Raw genomic sequence first — 20,600 nt, 5'->3', positions numbered from 1 at the left:
TATATGGAAACATAGATTTAAATGTCCAACCGCAAAAGCCAATCCGTTTGTTCATCCTTACCAATAAAATACGGATGGTTCCCAAACTTATAAAAACCCAATCTTTGATAAAATTTAATGGCCTTGGGGTTGTGCTCCCAAACACCAAGCCAAACATATAACCTATTTTTAGCTTTTGCAATGGATATTACCTGCCCCAGTATCCACTCACCAATTCCCTGGCCTTGAAATTCACTTAATACATAGATACGCTCCAACTCTATGGCATCAATATCCTTAATATCGGTTTGGGATTCATTTTCATTCAATTTAATGTATCCCACCAAACTGGAATCCTTATGAATAAAATAATAGGATGAATTAATATCCTGAAGTTCCTTTAAAAGCCTTTCCTCTCCAAAAGCAGAATCAAGATATTCCTTAAAATCCTCCGGCTTATTATCCTTTTCAAATGCCTCTATAAAGGTCCTCCTGCCTAGATTCGCCAAAGCCCCCAAATCTTTAATGACACAAGGCCTCATGTGTAGTTTCATGCTTTTCTTTCCTTCTTAAAATTACGATTTTCAACTAGATTGAAAACAAAAAAGGGAGCACTACTTTAAAGTAGTGCTCCCTTTTTAAACTATTGATTCATGCTACAGCATAAATAATTTTTTAGTCAATCTTACAATGCCTGTGAAAAAGTCATTGCGATAAACTTGAATTTCTTTTTGTGTACGGCTGTGGTTAATTTGGGCTTCCATAGTAATTAAGGTTTAGTAGTTGTTAAATTTGGGGTTTAACTTCTGTTATTAAATGCAATATAATTCAGATTAACGCAACATTTAAAAAATTGTTGTGAAACATACAGTAATTGTTGTATGCGTATAAAAATAGTTATTTTGATCGATATAAACCCTTTCCAAAATGTTAAATGAAGACAGTTTATTTAAATATGTCAGAATATAAAAATTCAATAAAATCTGACACCCCTAATTGAACAATCCCACCTAAATATCCATCTCTGGGATATCACCTTCCACAATTAAATTTCCTTCAGTAGCCTTTACTATTTCATCGACACTAATTCCAGGTGCCCTTTCCAACAATTTAAATCCCTTGGGTGTTACATCCAGTACTGCCAAATTGGTCACAATTTTTTTTACACATCCAACTCCCGTCAATGGCAAAGTGCATTTCTTTAACAACTTGGATTCGCCTGCCCTATTGGTATGCATCATGGCAACGATTATATTCTCTGCGGAGGCCACCAGGTCCATAGCTCCACCCATCCCCTTCACCATTTTCCCGGGAATTTTCCAATTGGCAATATCCCCGTTTTCAGCGACTTCCATGGCCCCCAAAATGGTCAGGTCTACATGTTGCCCCCTGATCATTCCAAAGCTCGTTACAGAGTCGAAAAATGAGGCTCCCGGGAGTGTGGTAATAGTTTGTTTGCCTGCGTTGATGATATCGGCATCCTCTTCCCCTTCAAAAGGAAAGGGACCCATTCCCAACACCCCGTTTTCACTTTGAAATTCTACACTGATATCATCCCTGACAAAATTGGCCACCAAAGTAGGTATCCCTATTCCCAGGTTAACATAATATCCGTCTTTGACTTCCTTTGCAATGCGCTTTGCTATTCCGTTTTTATCCAACATAATTGTTGATTTGATAATTAGTTAATTTGGCACGTTTACTTATGCCAATAATTTTCGAGATAATTCGAATGATAGATTCTAACTCTGAAAAAAGTGCTTCCTGCGGATTTGGATAGTGCCTTGAGGCTTGGCAGCGTTCTATCCAATATAAAGTTTCATCAGCCTCTTTAGCTGCAATTTTAAATTTATGTATAAAATCGGCAGAACTTTCTCCATTTTGAGCCTCCCATGAATTTGCTCCAATAGAAGTTCCACTTTTAAACAATTGAGATGCCATTTCATACTTATTTAAAGCTCTCAGTTCTTCACAATATTCAATAATTTGCAAGGAGAAATCGAAAGTTTTCTTTACTATTAAATTTTCCTTATCATTCCTCATATCATCAAATTTTCAAATCCGATAACTTTCAAATCAATTAACTTTCCGTACTGTCAACTGCTCAATTCTTTTCTCGTAATTTTTACCTTGGAAGATACGTTGTACAAAAATTCCCGGGACGTGGATTTGGTTGGGGTTCAATTCTCCTGCCGGTACCAACTCTTCCACCTCAGCAACCGTAATCCTGGCCGCACCACACATGGCAGGATTAAAATTACGAGCAGTACCCTTAAATATTAAATTTCCAGCCTCATCGCCCTTCCAAGCTTTTACAAAGGAAAAATCGGCCTTAAAAGCCTCCTCCAGCACATACATCTTCCCATTAAACTCCCTAGTCTCCTTTCCTTCGGCCACTTCCGTTCCATATCCGGCCGGAGTATAAAAGGCGGGGAAACCGGCCTGTGCGGCCCTACATTTCTCTGCTAAAGTTCCTTGAGGCGTTAATTCTACGTCCAATTCCCCGCTCAACATTTGCCGTTCAAACTCATCATTCTCCCCCACATAAGAGGAAATCATTTTCTTTATCTGTCTTTTGTGCAACAAGAGCCCAAGACCAAAATCGTCCACTCCGGCATTATTGGAAATACAGGTTAAATCCTTTACCCCCATCTTCACCAATGCCGCAATCGCATTTTCAGGGATTCCACATAATCCAAATCCTCCCAGCATAAAAGTCATACCGTCCTTTACTCCTTCCAAGGCCTCCTCCACGTTGGCAACTGTTTTTCGTATCATATAAAACCGACTTAATTAAACCTATTTTCTTGCTCTCTCTAAAATACGGGTTTTTAACGAAAAATGCCCTTTACTTTTGGATAAAAGCAAGGGCATTTAAAGCAATGATTTTTTATAGTACTAAAAATCCAAATCGTCTTCTAAATCTATGTTATTATCCTCCGCGGTAGATGTCTTGGAGCAATCTACGTTAATAGATAAATTCTCGGGCTTTTCAAATTCTCCCTCGGAAACACCCAAATCCTTGTTGGCATAATTCTTTTTCATATACAAGCCCCATATTGGCAAAGCCATAGAAGCTCCCTGTCCGTAGGTAATGGTCTTAAAATGCACGGCTTTGTCATCTCCACCTACCCAAACTCCCGTTACCAGGTTAGGCACCATCCCCATAAACCAACCATCACTTTGATTCTGGGTAGTTCCCGTTTTACCCGCAATAGGATTTTTAAATTCATAAGGATAACCAGTAATAATCTCCTTATACTCCGGTCTATATTTCTCTGCTCCAGTGGTCCTTAATCTTGTCCCGGATCCTCCTTGGGTTACCCCTGACATAAGGTCTAGCATGGCATAGGACACATCCTTGCTTAAAACATCTTTTGTCTCCGGAACATACTCGTACAATACCGTACCATTCTTATCCTCGATCCTGGTTACCATTACAGGTTTAACATAAACCCCTTGATTGGCAAAGGTACCATAGGCCCCCACCATCTCATACACATTTAGGTCTGCAGTTCCCAAGGCAATAGAAGGTACCTCAGGTATATCTCCTGTAATTCCCAGATTTTTGGCTATGGATACCACCGCCTTGGGACCCACCCTATCTATTAATTGGGCGGTAATGGTATTAACGGAATTAGCCAAGGCATTCTTGAGTGTTAACATTTCCCCAGAGTATTTACCATCGGAATTCTTTGGACACCATGGGTCTGGATTTCCGTGTTTATTGGCCTCAATGCAATATCGATTATCCGGTAGTGCATCACAAGGCGAAAGACGCAATTGGTCAATGGCCGCTGCATAAACAAAAGGCTTAAATGTAGAGCCTACCTGCCTTGCCCCTTGGATAACGTTGTCATACTGAAAATGCTTATAGTCTATACCACCTACCCAAGCCTTTACATGTCCCGTTTGTGGTTCCATAGACATCATCGCCGTCTTAAGAAAGGACTTATAATACTTAATAGAGTCCATTGGGGTCATTAATGTATCTTTTTCTTTGGTATCGCTATTCCAATCAAAAACGGTCATTTCTACCGGCTCATTAAAGGAAGCCCTTATTTCCTTTTCATTTTTCCCTTGATCCTTGAGGTTATGCCACCTATGAGAGGATTTTATGGCCCTCTCCATAATACCTGCTATTTCCCCTGGCACCTCCTCTATAAAGGGAGCCGTTTTATTACGATCAGGTGTGTTTTGATGAAAAAACTCGGCCTGTAATCTTTTCATATGCTCGGCTACGGCATCCTCAGCATTTCTTTGCATGCGCGAATCTATAGTGGTATAAATGCGCAGTCCATCCAAATATATGTTCCATTGGTCACTTTCCCCTTTTAAAGCGGGTTTCGGGTTTTTCTTGATCCACTTGTTCATGAAACCCTGAAGGTACATCCGGAAATAGGTAGCCAAACCCTCTCTATGTGATTCAGGACTAAAATTAATATCCATTTTTAAAGCCTGTAAGGAATCCTTTTGCTTTTCCGTTATAAAATCATATTTCGCCATCTGGGACAAGACCGTATTTCTACGATTTAAGACCAATTCTTCCCGTCGAATAGGATTGTAATATGAAGAGTTTTTAAGCATCCCTACCAAAACCGCAGATTCTTCTATTTTTAAATTTTTGGGCTCTTTGCCAAAATAAATACGTGAGGCAGATCTGATACCATCCGCATTATAGTTAAAATCGTAAATGTTAAGATACATTTTAACAATTTCTTCCTTGGTATAGCTACGCTCCAACCTAATGGCAAGCACCCATTCCTTTATTTTTTGGGTAATGGTTTCAAAAATATTTTTGGAACGTACCCCTACAAACAATTGTCTAGCCAATTGTTGGGATATGGTACTAGCCCCTCCTTTTTTGCCCAAATAGGCAAAGGCCCTAAGCGTTCCCCTGGCATCTATTCCGGAGTGCTCATAATAACGGGCATCTTCGGTAGCCACCAAGGCCTGCACCAAAGTTTTCGGCAACTCTTCGTAGGCCACATCAGTCCTATTATCATCCAAATAGAATTTGCCCAAAGTCTCTCCATCAGATGAAATAATTTCACTGGCCAAATTGGTCTGCGGATTCTCCAAGCGCTCATATTCCGGCATGGCTCCAAAGGCACCCCAGGAAGCCAAAAGGAAAATCATAACTCCGGAAATAACCCCTATAAAAAAGAGAATCCAAAACCATTTTATGAACTTAAAAAAATTGTTGTTGCTTTTTTTCTTCTTTTTGGTAGCTGTTGCCATAAGCCTACTGATTACTTTTTTCGATTAGGTAACCCACATCGGTGATACCTTCCAATTCGACAATTCCATCTACTTGCCCATTTTTACGCATGGCATGGGAAATTTCTAAGGTATATACGCCTGAAGACGGGAAAACGACGTTTTCTTTATACCATAATTTGTTTTCCTTTAAACTACCATAACCTGCACCCAACCACTTTCCGTCCGGTTTTGCCATTTCATATTCCAAGGTATCCCGCACTACATCGCCACTGGGAAACTTTAGCTCCGCAATGAGAAAAAGGTTGCTGTAAGGGTATGTATCATCGTTTCTCAGATTGATGAACATATTATACTTTTGAAGGGTATCCAGTTCCTGGAAGGAAAATTTTGCTACGCTATCCTTGTTCCACCGCCCATTTTGTGTTGGACTATATTCGGATTTTACGGTTTGCTTATCGCAAGAAACCATAAAAATTACTAAAAAAAATACACCTAAACTCTTAAGCATTGTTGGTAGGCCTTTTTTTATAATTGCTTCGTTTCTTTTTCTTGTTATTCCTATTGGACCTTCTTTTCTTAGGGGTGTCGAATCGTGTTAAGCTATCCTGCCCTACCACATTCTCAAAAACCTTTTCAACTTCTTGAACGTTGTCCACAGCATATTCCTCCAAACTGGCCACTTTTTCCCTCTTTTTGTTTTTTTCCATCACCTCAAGCACCTGATCTTTGGACAAGACATGCCAATTGGCAGGTTCGTCCTTATAGGAAAACCAAAGTGAGGCTTTGAAAATATCTACCTTCTGGCAAAAAGCCATGCCCTTTTCCGTAAATAATTTGGTATCCTGCCCAGGAAAATCCTTTAAGGCATCCAAATACACATCCAATTCATAATTCAGGCAACATTTAAGTTTGCCACATTGTCCTGCCAGTTTTTGTGGATTAAGCGAAAGCTGTTGATAGCGGGCCGCCGATGTGCTTACGGATCTAAAATCGGTTAGCCATGTAGAGCAGCACAATTCCCTTCCGCAAGAACCTATTCCTCCCAAACGCTGGGCTTCTTGGCGGTAGCCAATTTGCCTCATTTCTATTCGGATACCAAATGCTTTGGCCATGTCCTTGATCAACTGACGGAAATCCACACGTTCTTCCGCGGTGTAATAGAAGGTAGCCTTGGAACCATCTCCCTGAAATTCCACATCGGAGATTTTCATCTGTAACTTTAATACAATGGCAATTTCCCTGGCCCTCTTCTTAATTTCCTCTTCCCTGTCCCTACATTTTTGCCAAATGTCGATATCCTTTTGGGATGCCTTTCGGTAAAGTTTGGGAAGTTCCGGATTGTTATAATCTTCCTTCTTTTTTTTCATTTGAACCCTTACCAATTCTCCCGTAAGGGTAACCATACCCACGTCATGACCGGAAGTGGACTGTGTAGCCACTATATCGCCAATGGAAAGTGAAAGATTTTCGGAATTTCTAAAGAATTCTTTTCTACTATTTTTAAAACGGACTTCCACACAATCAAATGGTTTTTCCCCATTTGGCAGTGACATATTGGAAAGCCAATCAAATACCGTCAATTTATTACAGCCATCGGTGCCACAAGTACCATTGTTCTTGCATCCTTTAGGCTGTCCGTCCTTACCGGTTGAACAACTGCTACAACCCATATTTCGTATCTTGGTTTAGTAAAAATGTAACACTTTTACTAAAAAAGGTTCATAAAATTATTAAACGTAAAGATAGTGTTTTTTTAATGCGATGAAAAGAAAGAGTTTCGTTGTCCGCGCAAAGCTCCCTTAAAACAGGGAAAAAAGACCCAAAGCGGAAGATTTTTAACTTAATCTCTGCCTTAAAAACGCAAAATATCCCAGATCTTTAAACAGAGTCAATTGTTTTGAATTAGTTTCCAAAACTTAATTAATGGCTAGAAAAACAATTATTTTGGGTTTTGGAATCAAGGACTAATGACTCGAGGTCCAGACAACGGATTTATGTTGGGAATTACTTCTTATACTTCAAAACCTCGGAACGGCCTTTTTTGAAAATCTTGTTGCTCACCACTTTTCCTTTCCTCAATTTTTTCTGTTCTTCAAAAGGAAGTTCATGAACTTCCTTACAATCCACTGAACAACAGTTGTTCATGGCCCCGGCACAGGAATCGCATTGGATAAAAAGTAGATGGCATGCCTCATTGGCACAATTTACATGGTTGTCACAGGGGTTGCCACATTGATGGCAATTGGCGATGACATCATCGGTTATCCTCTCCCCCCTACGGTGGTCAAAAACGAAATTCTTGCCTAAAAATTTATTTTCCAAATTCAGGTTATTAACCTGACGCGTATATTCTATAATACCGCCTTCCAGCTGATATACGTTTTTAAAACCTTTATGTCTATAATAGGCACTGGCCTTTTCGCACCTTATACCACCGGTACAGTACATGACCAATTTTTTATCCTCTTTGTGGTCTGCCAAATCCTTTTCAATGATATCCAATGAATCCCTAAAGGTATCCACATCCGGGGTAATGGCATTTTTAAAATGCCCTATTTCACTTTCATAATGATTGCGCATATCTACCAAAATGGTATCCGAATCCTCAATAAGTTCGTTAAACTTAATGGCATCCACATGAATTCCCTTATTGGTAACATCAAAGGAATCATCATTTAATCCATCGGCAACAATCTTTTCCCGAACCTTGACCTTTAATTTTAAAAATGATTTGTTATCCTGTTCTATGGCGATATTCAACCTAACATTTTCTAAAAAGGTGATGCTGTCCAAGTGAGACTTAAAGGCCTTGAAATTTTCGGCTGGAACAGATAATTGGGCATTGATGCCCTCATGGGCTACATAAATACGGCCCAAAACATCCAGTTCGTTCCAATGAATAAATAAATGGTTTCGAAAAATTGACGGATTGCCAATACGTGCATATTGATAGAAAGAAATGGTAAGACGTTCCAATCCTGCCTCCTCTATAAGGGCCTCTCTCTCCTTTGCACTTAAGGTATTGTACAGTTGCATGCTATACTAATATTTTAAGTTAAAGAAATATTTTATGAGCGCAAAAATAGGATTTATAGGTCGGGTTTAAAAGAATAATACCTGTTTTTTGAATCCCAATTGAAGAATGTTGAACAAAAAAATCTAAATAAAAACTTTTAGCGGGCAGAATTAATAAGTGCTAGGCATATTAAAGTAAAAAAGGATCTTGAAAATATCAAGACCCTTTTTAAGGTCAATATTGTTTTTTCTTTTTCATAGAATAAAAATAAAATATTGACCCACAACCCTTATTGTTTTACCAGAACAATAAGCAACCTAATTTGAGTTAGTTAGTTTTTAGATGACATAAATTGAAAAAGGTTGCGTACAAAGTCGCAAATAATTTACCACAATTAGACCCACACAGCTGAAATTGACGGGACATAGTCCGTTAACCCTTGTAAATTAGAGCCTTGACTAAGAAATAAAATCAAGAAATAATTTCAATAAAAATAAAATAACCCCCTAATTTCTTCATATAAAATCCTTTCCATAGGTGGTATTATGCAAAAAGAATTGGTATTTTAGCATCACTAATATGATATGAAAATGAGTTCTGAAAAAGAAGCAAAATTAAAAGCACTTAAACTTACCCTAGATAAATTGGATAAAACTTACGGCAAGGGTGCCGTAATGAAGATGGGCGATAGTATAGTACAGGATGTAGAAGTGATTTCCTCTGGTTCTTTGGGATTGGATGTAGCATTGGGTGTTGGAGGATATCCACGAGGCAGGGTAATAGAAATTTACGGTCCTGAATCTTCCGGTAAAACCACACTTACGTTACACGCCATGGCTGAGGCACAAAAAAATGGGGGTATCGCAGCTTTTATTGATGCAGAACATGCATTTGACCGTTTTTATGCCCAAAAATTAGGAGTAGATATTGATAACCTTATCATTTCCCAGCCGGATAATGGTGAACAAGCTTTAGAGATTGCCGATAATCTAATTCGCTCCGGCGCTATCGACATCGTAGTTATTGACTCTGTTGCCGCATTGACACCGAAAAGTGAAATTGAAGGCGAAATGGGTGACTCAAAAATGGGACTTCATGCCCGTTTGATGTCACAGGCATTGCGAAAACTTACCGGTTCTATCAGCAAAACAAATTGTACTGTAATCTTCATTAACCAATTACGTGAAAAAATTGGGGTAATGTTCGGTAATCCGGAAACAACCACTGGTGGTAACGCCCTTAAATTTTATGCTTCCGTACGTTTGGATATAAGAAGATCTACCCAAATTAAGGATACCGATGGTAATGTACAAGGAAATAAGACCCGAGTAAAAGTGGTAAAGAACAAGGTGGCCCCTCCATTCAGGACCGCCGAATTCGATATTATGTACGGAGAAGGTATTTCCAAAGTAGGGGAGATAATCGACATGGGCGTTGAATTTGAAATTATAAAGAAAAGTGGATCCTGGTTTAGTTATGGTGATACCAAGCTGGGCCAAGGCAGGGATGCTGTTAAAAGTTTACTACTGGACAATCCCGAACTACTCGAAGAACTGGAAGGCAAAATTAAAGAAGCCATCAAAACAGTAAAGTCATAAACCTTAAAATCCCGATTAAATCGGGATTTTTTATTTCTCCACGCAACCTTTATTTCCCCTTTACATCTTAATAACAAAAGCAATTGTTATGAAACCGACTTGCCCCTAAAAATTAAAATATGTCAATTCATATTTTTTAGGGAAAAATGGTTTCCAAAATCATAATAAAACAACTTAAATATTAAGAACATGAAACGAGTATTCTTTTTGCTGCTTGTTGCCTCTTTTACACTATTCACATCTTGCGATATAGATGATGATGTTAACTATCATTTTGAAGCTTTACAGGTAAAATCTGTAGAAATGCCGGAGGCATTTGATTACGGTGAAATCTATAAAATAAAAGTTACTTACTTTAGACCGAATAATTGTACCTTTTTCGAAGGTTTTGACGTGGTAAAAGAAGATTTAACTACTAGAAAAGTGGTTACTATTGGCACCGTTATTGAAGACGACGAGGAAGAATGTACAGGTAATGGGGAGGACTTAGTGGCAACATTTAACTTTGAGGTCTTATATGATGAGCCGTATTTATTTAGATATTGGACCGGTGAGGATGCCAGTGGTGAGCCAACATATTTAGAAATTACTGTACCAGTCAATGAAGATAGTTCGGCCTTAATAGCACCCGAAAGTGATATGGGCACGACCAATTTAAAGAATTAGTAAATAACCCAATCCATATTTTGAGTAATCTGGTAGAGCTCATAAATAATTGCAAAAAGGGGAACAGACAAGCACAAGAACAGTTATACCGGGACTATTCCCGGATACTGTTCGGTATTTGTCTCAAATACTCGCGCAATAAAACGGAGGCTGAAGACAATCTGCATGATAGTTTTATGACTATCTACAGCAAAATTGAACAGTTTAAACACCAAGGTTCATTTGAAGGCTGGATTAAACGTATTACTGTAAATACAGTACTTCAAAAATATAGAAAAGAGGAAACATTAACACTGGTTACAGATAATATAGAGGATGAAATACCAGAAGATTCAGGTTATGTAAACCTGGATTTGGCAACCTTGCTAAGTTATGTGCAAGAGCTTCCCAATAAGTACCGCTTAACCTTCAACCTTTATGTGTTGGATGGCTATAGCCACAAAGAGATCAGTGAAATGTTGGGAACGTCCTTAGGGACTTCCAAATCCAATCTTGCCAGGGCAAGAATGATATTAAAAGAAAAAATTGAGGCAAATAAAGCTGGAATTATAATGGAAGGGTAAACCTTCCTGATTACAATTCCTGCTGAACAATTGAAAACATGAGTGAAAATAATTTAGACAAATTATTTCAAGAGAAGTTGGCCAACTTCCAAGAAATTCCTGACGAAAAAGTTTGGAATTCCATAGCCGCTTCCTTGGATAATAAGAAACGATCCCGCAAGCTTATTCCCCTTTGGTGGAAAGTTGGTGGAGCGGCAGCAATACTTGCCATCCTATTTTTTGCGATCGATCCTTTTTCCACTTCCGAATCGGTATCCCCCATTATTACGGATGTAGAAAATAAAACCCGAAGTGCCAAGGACGCCAATATTTTAAAGGAATCTTCCATTGAAGCTACCAGCATCACAGGTGACGAAGGGAAAATTTCAGAGGAAAATAAAATTGAAACCTCACGCCAAAAGGCTGAGGAAAAAATTACCACTTCTTTGCCGAACCAAGAAAGCATAGTTGCCGAAGGCAACGCAAAAAATAATGCCCCGGGAAAAGGTCAAAAGAACGCTATTACAATCCAACCAGGCCGCATGGAATTGGTAGTAAATGGTTCGGATACAAAGAATCTTGATAATAATGCAGGGCAAGACCCGTCCTTTACAGTTCAACCTGAACCAGAAGACGAAGCAGTACCCTCTAAGAAGCTGTCTATCCCAGTTGAGGAAGCCATTGTATATCAAGAAAACAAAGCAAACGACCTTATTGGGAAAACTCCGGAGGTGACCTCTGAAGACCCTCAATCAAATAAAAAATCAATTTTAGAGGCCATCGAAGAAAATGAGATCGTTGAAGTTGATGAATCCCGCAGTGGAAAATGGTCAGCAGGTCCCAGTATTGCTCCTGTTTACTTTAATGGTTTGGGTGAGGGATCCCCAATAAATTCTATTCTTGCCTCCAATAGCAAAACGGGAGGAGTAACCCTAAGCTACGGTATTACCGTAGCTTACGAAATTTCTAAAAAACTAAGCGTGCGTTCTGGTATCCATAAGGTAGATTATGGTTATGATACCAACGACGTATCCTTTACATCGTCCTTTAACGCTTCAACGGGTAACCAAATAAGTAATATTGATTATTCCAATGACTCCCAGTCCATAATTTTGAACAATCCTAATAGCGAAAATGTAATTCCCAAACCCGGATCCGTATTTGCTTCGGACGTAACTGGTAAAAACCCTACCCGCTTAGGGACAATGGGGCAACAAATGAGATATTTAGAGGTACCCTTGGAACTAAATTATGCTCTATTGGATCGTAAATTTGGCGTCAATATAATAGGGGGAGTAAGTTCTCTATTTCTAACGGATAATTCCGTAGTGTTGGAATCCAGTGGACAGACTACAGAGTTTGGGGAGGCCAACAATGTTAATTCCGTTAATTTTAGTACCAATGTTGGTCTTGGGCTGGATTATAAGTTTACTCCTAAGCTTAAATTTAATGTTGAGCCGGTTTTTAAATATCAACTGAACACTTTTTCGAATACATCGGGCAATTTTAACCCTTATTCCTTGGGTGTCTATAGTGGATTTACTTTGAAGTTTTAATCCTAAATAAAGTTATTTCAACGGGAATTGCAAGACTACCTGGAATGTTCCAGATCATTCAGTATTACTTCTCTGACCGATTCCCGAAGCTTAATCTTATCCAGCTCTTTAAGATTTTGAGTGGCAAAAAATTTATGTACCCTAACACGTAACCTTCCCGGAAAACCGCTATAAAAAGTAAAGGAAAACCGCTTTTTGTTGTCATAAAATGTTATGGGCACGACAGGAATGTTATGCGCAATGGCCATTTTAAATGCCCCATCCTTAAAATCGTCCAAAATAATATGCTCATCTGGCACCCCGCCTTCTGGAAAAATACATATACTCAAGCCCTGTTGTAATCTTTTTTGTGCCCTTCTGTATACCGCGGTCCTACTTTTGGCGCTCTCCCTATCCACCAAAATACATACCCTTTTATAGAAGAATCCAAACAGCGGTATATTCACCAATTCCTTCTTCCCGATAAAAACAAAAGGATTTTTACTGACTTTCAACATCAACATAATATCCAACATACTGGTGTGATTGGATACCAACATATAACTTTCACCCTTTTTGAGCCTTTGCTCCCACTTAATTACTGGAAAACACCCCATACCATAAAGAATAGTGTTGGCCCAAATATTACGCGCTATCCAAAAGAATTGTGGGTACGTCCTCTCGGAAAGGGTGAAAATTACCAAGAAAGGTAACATTATTAAAATGGGCAAAAACACCAAAATATAGAACCAAATCCGGTAGAGCGTATGGCCTATTTTTTTTAGGAATGATAACATGCGGTCAAAAGTAATAATTTTAGTCCTTCTTTAGAATTTCTTTTACCTTTGCCTTCTTTGAAAATAAAATAATGGCAAGAATCTTAACTGGTATACAAAGTACAGGAACCCCTCATCTTGGGAATATTTTGGGAGCGATCATCCCAGCGATAGAAATGGCAAACAATCCTGCAAACGATTCCTTTCTCTTTATTGCGGATATGCACTCACTGACCCAAATTAAGAATGGCGAGCAATTGCGGAAAAATACTTATGCGGTGGCAGCTACCTGGTTGGCATTTGGCCTGGACATTAATAAAACCGCTTTCTATCGTCAGAGTGATATACCCCAGACCACAGAACTGGCTTGGTACCTAAGCTGTTTTTTTCCCTACCAAAGACTGACCTTAGCACACTCATTTAAGGATAAGGCCGATCGACTTGACGATGTGAATGCCGGTTTGTTCTTTTATCCCATGTTAATGGCTGCGGATATACTTTTATATGATGCTGAGATAGTTCCCGTTGGCAAGGATCAAATGCAGCACTTGGAAATGACTCGGGATGTGGCCTCAAGGTTCCATGCCCAATTGGGGGAAACCTTTGTAATCCCAGAAGGAAAGGTACAGGAAGAGACCATGTATATCCCTGGCACCGATGGCTCCAAAATGAGCAAAAGCCAAGGAAATTTGATAAGCCTTTTTCAAACCGATAAACAACTGCGCAAACAGATTATGGGTATACAGACAGACAGTACCCCTATGGAAGCCCCTAAGGATCCTGATACGGATAATGTGTTTGCCTTGTACAAAATTCTGGCTAAAGAAAATCAAGTTGCCGAAATGCGGTCCAATTATATAAACGGTAACTATGGCTACGGTCATGCCAAACAAGCGCTATACGAAGTAATCTTAGAACGCTTTGGTGAGGCTAGGGAAAAGTTCGATTATTATATGAACAATTTAAACGAACTGGATGAAGCCTTGGCCTTTGGCGCCAAAAAAGCCAAGATAGTAGCCGATGGGGTGCTGGAAAGAGTAAGGATGAAGGTAGGATATTGATTTTTGGCCATCACCTGTCCATTTTAATATTTAGTTCGTAACTTAATGCTCCTATAAAGGAAGCAATGGCACGAATTACCCATTATATTCTATTCTCCACTGTTTGGCTATATACTATTGTGCTGTTTGGCACTCCCAAAAGTTATTCCGAGGTAGTGACCATGGTTGGCCCTAACATATCCCAACAACCTAAAATAAACGGAAAGGTTATAGATAAAGCAACAGGGAAAGCAATACCCTTTTGCAATATTGGAATTGCATCCTCTCCATGGGGAACCGCAAGCAATGAATTGGGGGAGTTTGTGATACAATTGGATACCTTGCCTGCCACAATTCTATTTTCCCATATAAACTACAACAAATTTATCCTCGAAGTTTCACAACCTGGCAACTTAGTAGTTGAACTAACTCCCTTGACCAATATCCTTGAAGAGGTTACTGTAACGGCTTCCCAAAAAGACCCTTATGCCATGGAATTGGCTAAAAAAGCATTTCAAAAAGCGAATAGCCAATCTTCTAAATCCAATTACGGTAGGGCCTTTTACCGACAAAAATCGAAAAATGGAGATCAGTATTCCGAGTTTTCCGAAATAATCTATGACATACGTTATAACCCTATAGGCATAGAAGATTGGGATATAATTGAAGGTAGATATGCACTACAGCCGGGAGGCCTGCACAACAGAAACTATACCCTGTTAACCCGATTGATTTCTCCATTTCAACCCAACACGGAAGAGGTAATTTTCCCCATGCATCCTGCTTTAGAAGTCTTTTATGATATTTACCTAATTGAATACATACAATCCAGCAATGATAAAATTGCGGTATTAAAGCTCAGGCCCATAAAAACCAACAAAACCCCAACCTTCGAGGCAGAGTTGTACATCAACGTTAAAACCTACGATATCCTAAAGATTACCGGCAGTCTTTCCCATGACGATTTAAAATTTGTGCAACTAGTGAAAAATAACAACAATGTATGGAAGGACTATAATATCTCTTTTGAAATAGCATATAAGCAGGAAAACGAGAGCAATGCTTCCATAGATTATATAAATATAAACCAAGAATTTGACTATTATGTAAATGACAAATTCGAATTTCATACCAATTCTTCCTCAAACCTTACCTTTTTTGAAAATTACATCCCTACATCCAGAAAAAAATTAGGCGGACAATTCGGAAAAAATAAAAGCGACTGGCAAAAACTAGATGAAATTGGATATGATGAAAAATTTTGGATAGACAACCCCATTGTAAAAAGGACTCCTGAGGAGGAAGAGGTAATTGCGTCCTTTGCAAAAGTGGGTGCCTTTGGCTCCATTTTCCTAAATAGCAAAGATCAAGTAGCATTGATCCAATCCGACCTAACCAATGACGTATTTATTAAAGATTTGTCACTCTGGATCAACCGGTATAACAATTACAACCCCATTGAAAAAGTTTTTCTGCATACGGACAAAGAAATAATGGCATCAGGCGAAACCGTGTGGTACACTGGATATACGGTTTTGGGTCAGTATCACCATTTTTCTTTAGGTAGTAGGGTGCTACATGTGGATCTAATTGGTCCAAAAAATGAAATAGTGCTATCACAAACCCATGAAGTTGTAAATGGCAAGGCCATAGGTTCAATAGATTTGCCCCAAAGCCTTCCTTCAGGTAATTATCAATTGCGGTCCTATACCAATTGGATGCGAAATTTTGATCAAGATTTCTTCTTCACCAAGACCATAAAGGTTCTTAATGAAAAAAGCACCCCAATTGCAGCGATCCCAAAGGAAGATAAAATTGGTCTGCAATTCTTCCCGGAAGGAGGGCACTTGGTAGCCAATTTGGTAGGGCAAGTAGCTTTTAAAGCTATTGGAAACGATGGGCTTGAAAGAAATATAAAAGGACAATTAGTCGATTCGAAAGGTAATTTTATTGCCACTCTGGCTACAATAGATAGAGGGTCTGGATTTTTCACCCTAAAGCCCTTGGTCGGGGAACTATATTCGGTAATCCTTAGCGACGGTTCCATATATCCCTTCCCAAAAGTTATGAATGAAGGATATGCCATTACCGTCTACAATGTAAACCCTAAAAGTATTCAGGTAAAAATCCAGGCTACCGAAACATTGAGAGAAAGGTCTTTCTATGTCATTGGGCATATCAACAATAAAAAATACTACCAAGGCAAATTTGATTTTGAAGACCAGCCTGTGGTGAATTTTGAGATTCCAAAAAGTAAACTACCCAGTGGGATTATGACCCTCACCCTCTTTGATGCTCAAAAAAAGCCATGGTGTGAGCGGATCGCATTTATCAATAATCAAGATGAATTGGTTATTACAGCAAAAATTGACCCTAAAAAATTTAAGGACAGAAGTGAAATTACGGTAGATGTGCATGTAACAGACACAGATGGTAGACCTGTGTCAGCTGAACTGTCCATGGCAGCCACGGACACTAAACAGGGCTTAAAGAATCCGAACGATACCAATATTATAACGCATTTATTGTTACAGTCGGATGTTAAGGGTCATATTTCCGAGCCCGGGCTACTTTTTCGAAATCAGAAAAAGGCAACCTTACACGCCCTGGATTTGGTTATGCTCACCCATGGCTGGAGAAAAATCCCCTGGTCCGAAAATGATGCTGTTACGGATTCCCCCAAGGAGTTCAATTTTGTTAAAGGGCTTTCCATTTCTGGAAACGCCATGAGTCTAATCAATAAACCTATGGGTAATACTCCCATGACCATAATTGCCAAATCCGGGGAGCAATTAGGCATGCTATCCACCAGGACAGCTTTGGATGGAAGTTTTAGCATTCCAGATTTTAACTTTAAAGACTCGACCAATATTGCATTTAATGCCTTTGACACCTCGGACAAACCAACTGATGTAAAAATTACCTTGGACAAACGGCAAGCCTTACTTCCGCCTCCTAGTTTTAAAAACTCAGAATCGATAGCCAAAAGTTATATTGAGATGAGGTACCCCCAAAGAAAGATGGATCCCGCCTTAGATCTAAGAAATACCACAAAACTTGATGAAGTAATAGTTACCGAAAAAAAGATTGAAAAGTCAAGAAATGCCTCTCCTTCCGTGTACGGACAGACCCCTGACGCTACCTTGTACATGGAAGATCACCAATCTGCCCAAACTGTTCTTGATTTGGTTAGAAGGTTTAGTGGCGTCACCGTAAATGGCAATACAGTAAGCATCAGGAATGGAGGTACGCCATTGTGGGTACTTAACGGAATACCTGTCAATAATGATAATCCTTCGCCGTCATCCCAGGCCCGTGCCTCCCAGAGGCAAGGATCTTCTACTGACCAAGGTGCTGCTAGCGTAGCACCCACAGCCCTTACTTTATCCATGGAGCAATCCATGACCCCAAGCCCTGTGCCTACCTACATTGCCACAATGGATACCTATACCGTAGAAAGAGTAGAAATTTTAAAGGGACCCTCTGCTGCCATTTACGGGTCCCGGGGAGGTAATGGGGTCATCCTTATCTATACCAAAAGAGGTGGAGGTAAGTCTATAGCGCCAGCAATATCACCGGATTTTACCGTTATGGGCCATGCACCTGAAAGAGTGTTCTACTCCCCTAAATACAATGTGGTATCCGAGGAAAACAGTGGTCCAGATTACCGCGCAACACTTTATTGGATTCCTTCTTTTACAACGGATAAGAATGGAAATGCAAGACTCCAATTCTACAATTCGGATAGGGCCAAACAAATTCAGGTGGATATAGAGGGTTTATCCCCTTATGGTACCCCAGGGACATATCTACAAACCTTTGGTGAGGAAGATTGATTCACAAATACTTTCCCTAGCATTTGTAATATGTCAATATACCACCCAGTCGGTTTAGGCTCTTGATGGGTTGGGTCCATGATTCAAAATCAAGGATTTACAGTGGTCTTTTATCGACAAAAAACCACATTTTCATAATATCTGCAATAATTTTTAAAAATAGAGACCGATGGGTTTGTCAATTCTTAAATTGCCTCGAACAATTTACCCGGAAGTGGCCTCACCACTCCCTTCATTTCCATATTCAAAAGGGTAGAGGAAACCTTAAATATGGGCAACTTACAATCCAATGCAATATGGTCCAACATTTGTTTGCCCCCCTGTTGCAAATAATCATAGATTTCCTTCTCAGTATCGTCCAACTCCACAAATAGTTGCTTTTGAATGGAAACGGGCTCCTTTTCTTCCAATTCCCAACCCAACATGTAGATCAAATCGGCAGCAGAAGTGAGCATCTGTGCTTTCTGATGTTTAATGAGATTATTGCATCCGCTACTATACTTATCATGAGTTCTGCCGGGTACGGCAAAAACATCGCGATTATAGCTGTTGGCTATATCTGCGGTAACCAGACTACCTCCTTTTTCAGCGGATTCCACTACAATAGTAGCTTCGCCCATACCGGCAATAATCCTATTTCGCTTTAAAAAATTTTCCCTATCAGGTTGACTCGTGCTCCAAAATTCGGTGAAAAAACCACCATTTTTATTTACCTCGGGCACATATTTTTCATGGATTTTAGGATAAATCTGATTCAAACCATGGGCCAAGCATCCTATGGTCTGTAAACCATGCTTTACGGCTGCCCTTTGAACACAAATATCCACCCCGTAGGCAAACCCACTCACAATAATTGGATTCAAGGGCGCCAAGTCCTCAATTAACTGCTCACAAAATGAAGTGCCATAACTGGTAATATTTCTGGTACCTACAATACTTATAATCCTTTGGCGGTTCAAATCTATGTTCCCCTGGCTGAAAAGTAAAATAGGGCTATCTATACAGTGTTTTAAATAAGCGGGATAACTGTCCTCCATAAAATAATGAAGATTTATCTCCTGACTCTTAATAAATTCATATTCCAACTCGGCAGCCTCCAAATGCTCCCTGTCCATAAGTCCTTTTAAGATGCCTGAACCTATGCCATCCAATTTTTTCAAACGAGTCACTTTTTCCTCAAAGATGGCCGAAGGACTACCACAACTGGATATTAATTTTTTTGCGGTTACGTCACCAATATTCGGAACGTTCTGCAACCGAAGAATAGCAATTATTTCATCTCTAGTCATTTATGGAACCGGCTTAGTTGTTCACAAAATACACAAAATATAATGTTAATAAAAAGTTATGTGAAGAGTTTTGAACTTGTGTATTTTTTCTAATCTTTGTCCCTATGGGAACCGAACATTACATAGCGGAGCTGCTTTATAGATACAATTGTGTAATGGTGCCTGAATTTGGCGCTTTTTTGACACAAATGAAATCTGCCGTTATCAATGATGCGTCGAATTCGTTCTACCCTCCTTCGAAAGTAATATCCTTCAACGAACAACTGACTTCCAATGACGGACTGTTGGTTTCGTACATGGCCGATGCCGAAAAATTGTCCTATGAGGACATGCAGAAGCAAATAGCCACTGTATCCCTGAAGTGGAAGAAACTTCTTAAGGAAGGAAATAGATTGAATCTTCCCAACATAGGTGAGTTATGGTTGAACAAGGAAGGGAAAACCCAGTTTCAGCCTTCGTACCAAGTAAATTACCTTACCTCGTCCTTTGGATTGTCTACATTTGTGTCTACCCCGATTTCTAGGGAAGTTTTAAAAGAGGAAGTGGTTGAACTGGAAGAAAAAATTCCATTTATGATTACTCCCGAGGCCCGGAAAGAATCCACCCTTAGGCCTTATTTAAAATATGCAGCTGTAATCTTATTGGCCATTGCCACAGGTTTTACGGGTTATCGCCTTTATAATGAGAAAATGTACGATCAGGAATTGGTGAGGCAAGAAGCTCAACAGCAAGTTTCCAAAAATATCCAAGAAGCTACCTTTTTCAATACCGCACCCCTAGAATTGCCTGCAGTATCCTTAAATGTTATCACAAACAAAAAAAGTGGTGTTCACCAAGTTATAGCCGGAGCCTTTAGAATTCAGGAAAATGCCGAAAAGAAAGTCCTTCAACTTAAAGAAAAAGGATACGATGCCTCCTATCTTGGTGTTAACCAATATGGATTGCATATGGTAGCCTATGGCAGTTTTGACGATGCCAAGGAAGCCTTAAATTACCTTAGGAAAATAAAACTTTCCGAATCGCCCGAGGCCTGGTTGCGTTCCGTAAAATAATTCTCTCTCTACTTTTTAGCTTAATATTACCAATGTATCTTTGCCCAA

17 protein-coding genes are annotated in these 20,600 nt (G+C 39.4%); 7 read left to right on the top strand and 10 right to left on the bottom strand.

The annotated features are described in order from the left end of the window. Window positions 1-17: 17 nt before the first annotated feature. The 8 genes from LV92_RS06625 to trhO all read right to left on the bottom strand — a co-directional run bounded on the left by LV92_RS06625 (window position 18) and on the right by trhO (window position 8,238). Window positions 18-533 carry a GNAT family N-acetyltransferase gene (locus tag LV92_RS06625; RefSeq protein WP_111622843.1) on the bottom strand — a complete coding sequence of 172 codons (516 nt, stop codon included), beginning with the start codon at window positions 531-533 and terminating at the stop codon, window positions 18-20. A gap of 456 nt (window positions 534-989) precedes the next feature. Then, complete coding sequence (locus LV92_RS06620) at window positions 990-1,643, bottom strand: 3-oxoacid CoA-transferase subunit B (protein ID WP_111622842.1); 654 nt, start codon at window positions 1,641-1,643, stop codon at window positions 990-992. Next, complete coding sequence (locus LV92_RS06615) at window positions 1,633-2,022, bottom strand: four helix bundle protein (protein ID WP_111622841.1); 390 nt, start codon at window positions 2,020-2,022, stop codon at window positions 1,633-1,635. The genes LV92_RS06620 and LV92_RS06615 overlap by 11 nt, the downstream gene beginning before the upstream one ends. Window positions 2,023-2,055: 33 nt before the next feature. Further along, window positions 2,056-2,757: a CoA transferase subunit A gene (locus tag LV92_RS06610; RefSeq protein WP_111622840.1), complete on the bottom strand. Its 702-nt coding sequence runs from the start codon at window positions 2,755-2,757 to the stop codon at window positions 2,056-2,058. Window positions 2,758-2,877: 120 nt separating this feature from the next. After that, entirely contained in the window at window positions 2,878-5,220 is a 2,343-nt protein-coding gene (locus LV92_RS06605) for a penicillin-binding protein 1A (protein WP_111622839.1), read from the bottom strand. A gap of 4 nt (window positions 5,221-5,224) precedes the next feature. Beyond that, a complete protein-coding gene (locus LV92_RS06600) occupies window positions 5,225-5,710 on the bottom strand; it encodes a gliding motility lipoprotein GldH (protein WP_111622838.1) in 486 nt (161 codons plus the stop codon). Then, on the bottom strand, window positions 5,703-6,872 hold the full coding sequence (locus tag LV92_RS06595) for a PSP1 domain-containing protein (protein WP_111622837.1): 1,170 nt from the start codon (window positions 6,870-6,872) through the stop codon (window positions 5,703-5,705). Before LV92_RS06595 ends, LV92_RS06600 begins: the two co-directional genes overlap by 8 nt. A 334-nt stretch (window positions 6,873-7,206) precedes the next feature. Continuing rightward, window positions 7,207-8,238, bottom strand: a complete 1,032-nt coding sequence (gene trhO, locus LV92_RS06590) for an oxygen-dependent tRNA uridine(34) hydroxylase TrhO (RefSeq protein WP_111622836.1) — start codon at window positions 8,236-8,238, stop codon at window positions 7,207-7,209. 570 nt (window positions 8,239-8,808) lie between these two features. Here trhO and recA point away from each other — a divergent pair. From recA to LV92_RS06570, 4 genes are all read left to right on the top strand, one after another. Further along, on the top strand, window positions 8,809-9,816 hold the full coding sequence (gene recA / locus LV92_RS06585; RefSeq protein ID WP_111622988.1) for a recombinase RecA: 1,008 nt from the start codon (window positions 8,809-8,811) through the stop codon (window positions 9,814-9,816). Between the two features lie 189 nt (window positions 9,817-10,005). Beyond that, a complete protein-coding gene (locus LV92_RS06580) occupies window positions 10,006-10,482 on the top strand; it encodes a hypothetical protein (RefSeq protein WP_111622835.1) in 477 nt (158 codons plus the stop codon). Between the two features lie 20 nt (window positions 10,483-10,502). Continuing rightward, window positions 10,503-11,045, top strand: coding sequence for an RNA polymerase sigma factor (locus tag LV92_RS06575; RefSeq protein ID WP_111622834.1), 543 nt, complete (start codon window positions 10,503-10,505; stop codon window positions 11,043-11,045). 38 nt (window positions 11,046-11,083) lie between these two features. Next, on the top strand, window positions 11,084-12,580 hold the full coding sequence (locus tag LV92_RS06570; protein ID WP_111622833.1) for an outer membrane beta-barrel protein: 1,497 nt from the start codon (window positions 11,084-11,086) through the stop codon (window positions 12,578-12,580). 35 nt (window positions 12,581-12,615) lie between these two features. Here LV92_RS06570 and LV92_RS06565 read toward each other — a convergent pair whose 3' ends face one another. Next, entirely contained in the window at window positions 12,616-13,356 is a 741-nt protein-coding gene (locus LV92_RS06565) for a lysophospholipid acyltransferase family protein (RefSeq protein WP_111622832.1), read from the bottom strand. Between the two features lie 71 nt (window positions 13,357-13,427). Between LV92_RS06565 and trpS the strand changes: the two genes are divergently transcribed. Together trpS and LV92_RS06555 are read left to right on the top strand one after the other, a co-directional pair. Next, window positions 13,428-14,396 carry a tryptophan--tRNA ligase gene (gene trpS / locus LV92_RS06560; RefSeq protein WP_111622831.1) on the top strand — a complete coding sequence of 323 codons (969 nt, stop codon included), beginning with the start codon at window positions 13,428-13,430 and terminating at the stop codon, window positions 14,394-14,396. A gap of 65 nt (window positions 14,397-14,461) precedes the next feature. Further along, complete coding sequence (locus LV92_RS06555) at window positions 14,462-18,211, top strand: carboxypeptidase-like regulatory domain-containing protein (protein WP_111622830.1); 3,750 nt, start codon at window positions 14,462-14,464, stop codon at window positions 18,209-18,211. Between the two features lie 185 nt (window positions 18,212-18,396). Here the strand turns inward: LV92_RS06555 and dprA are convergent, their stop codons facing one another. Beyond that, window positions 18,397-19,500 (bottom strand): DNA-processing protein DprA, encoded by a 1,104-nt coding sequence (gene dprA / locus LV92_RS06550; protein ID WP_111622829.1) that lies wholly within the window; start codon window positions 19,498-19,500, stop codon window positions 18,397-18,399. A 104-nt stretch (window positions 19,501-19,604) separates the two neighbouring features. Here dprA and LV92_RS06545 point away from each other — a divergent pair, with 104 nt between their 5' ends. Then, complete coding sequence (locus tag LV92_RS06545) at window positions 19,605-20,552, top strand: HU domain-containing protein (RefSeq protein WP_111622828.1); 948 nt, start codon at window positions 19,605-19,607, stop codon at window positions 20,550-20,552. The last annotated feature ends 48 nt before the right edge of the window (window positions 20,553-20,600 follow it).

Source organism: Arenibacter echinorum (assembly GCF_003259375.1).
GTDB lineage: Bacteria > Bacteroidota > Bacteroidia > Flavobacteriales > Flavobacteriaceae > Arenibacter > Arenibacter echinorum.
This window is presented reverse-complemented; position numbering and strand designations above follow the sequence as displayed.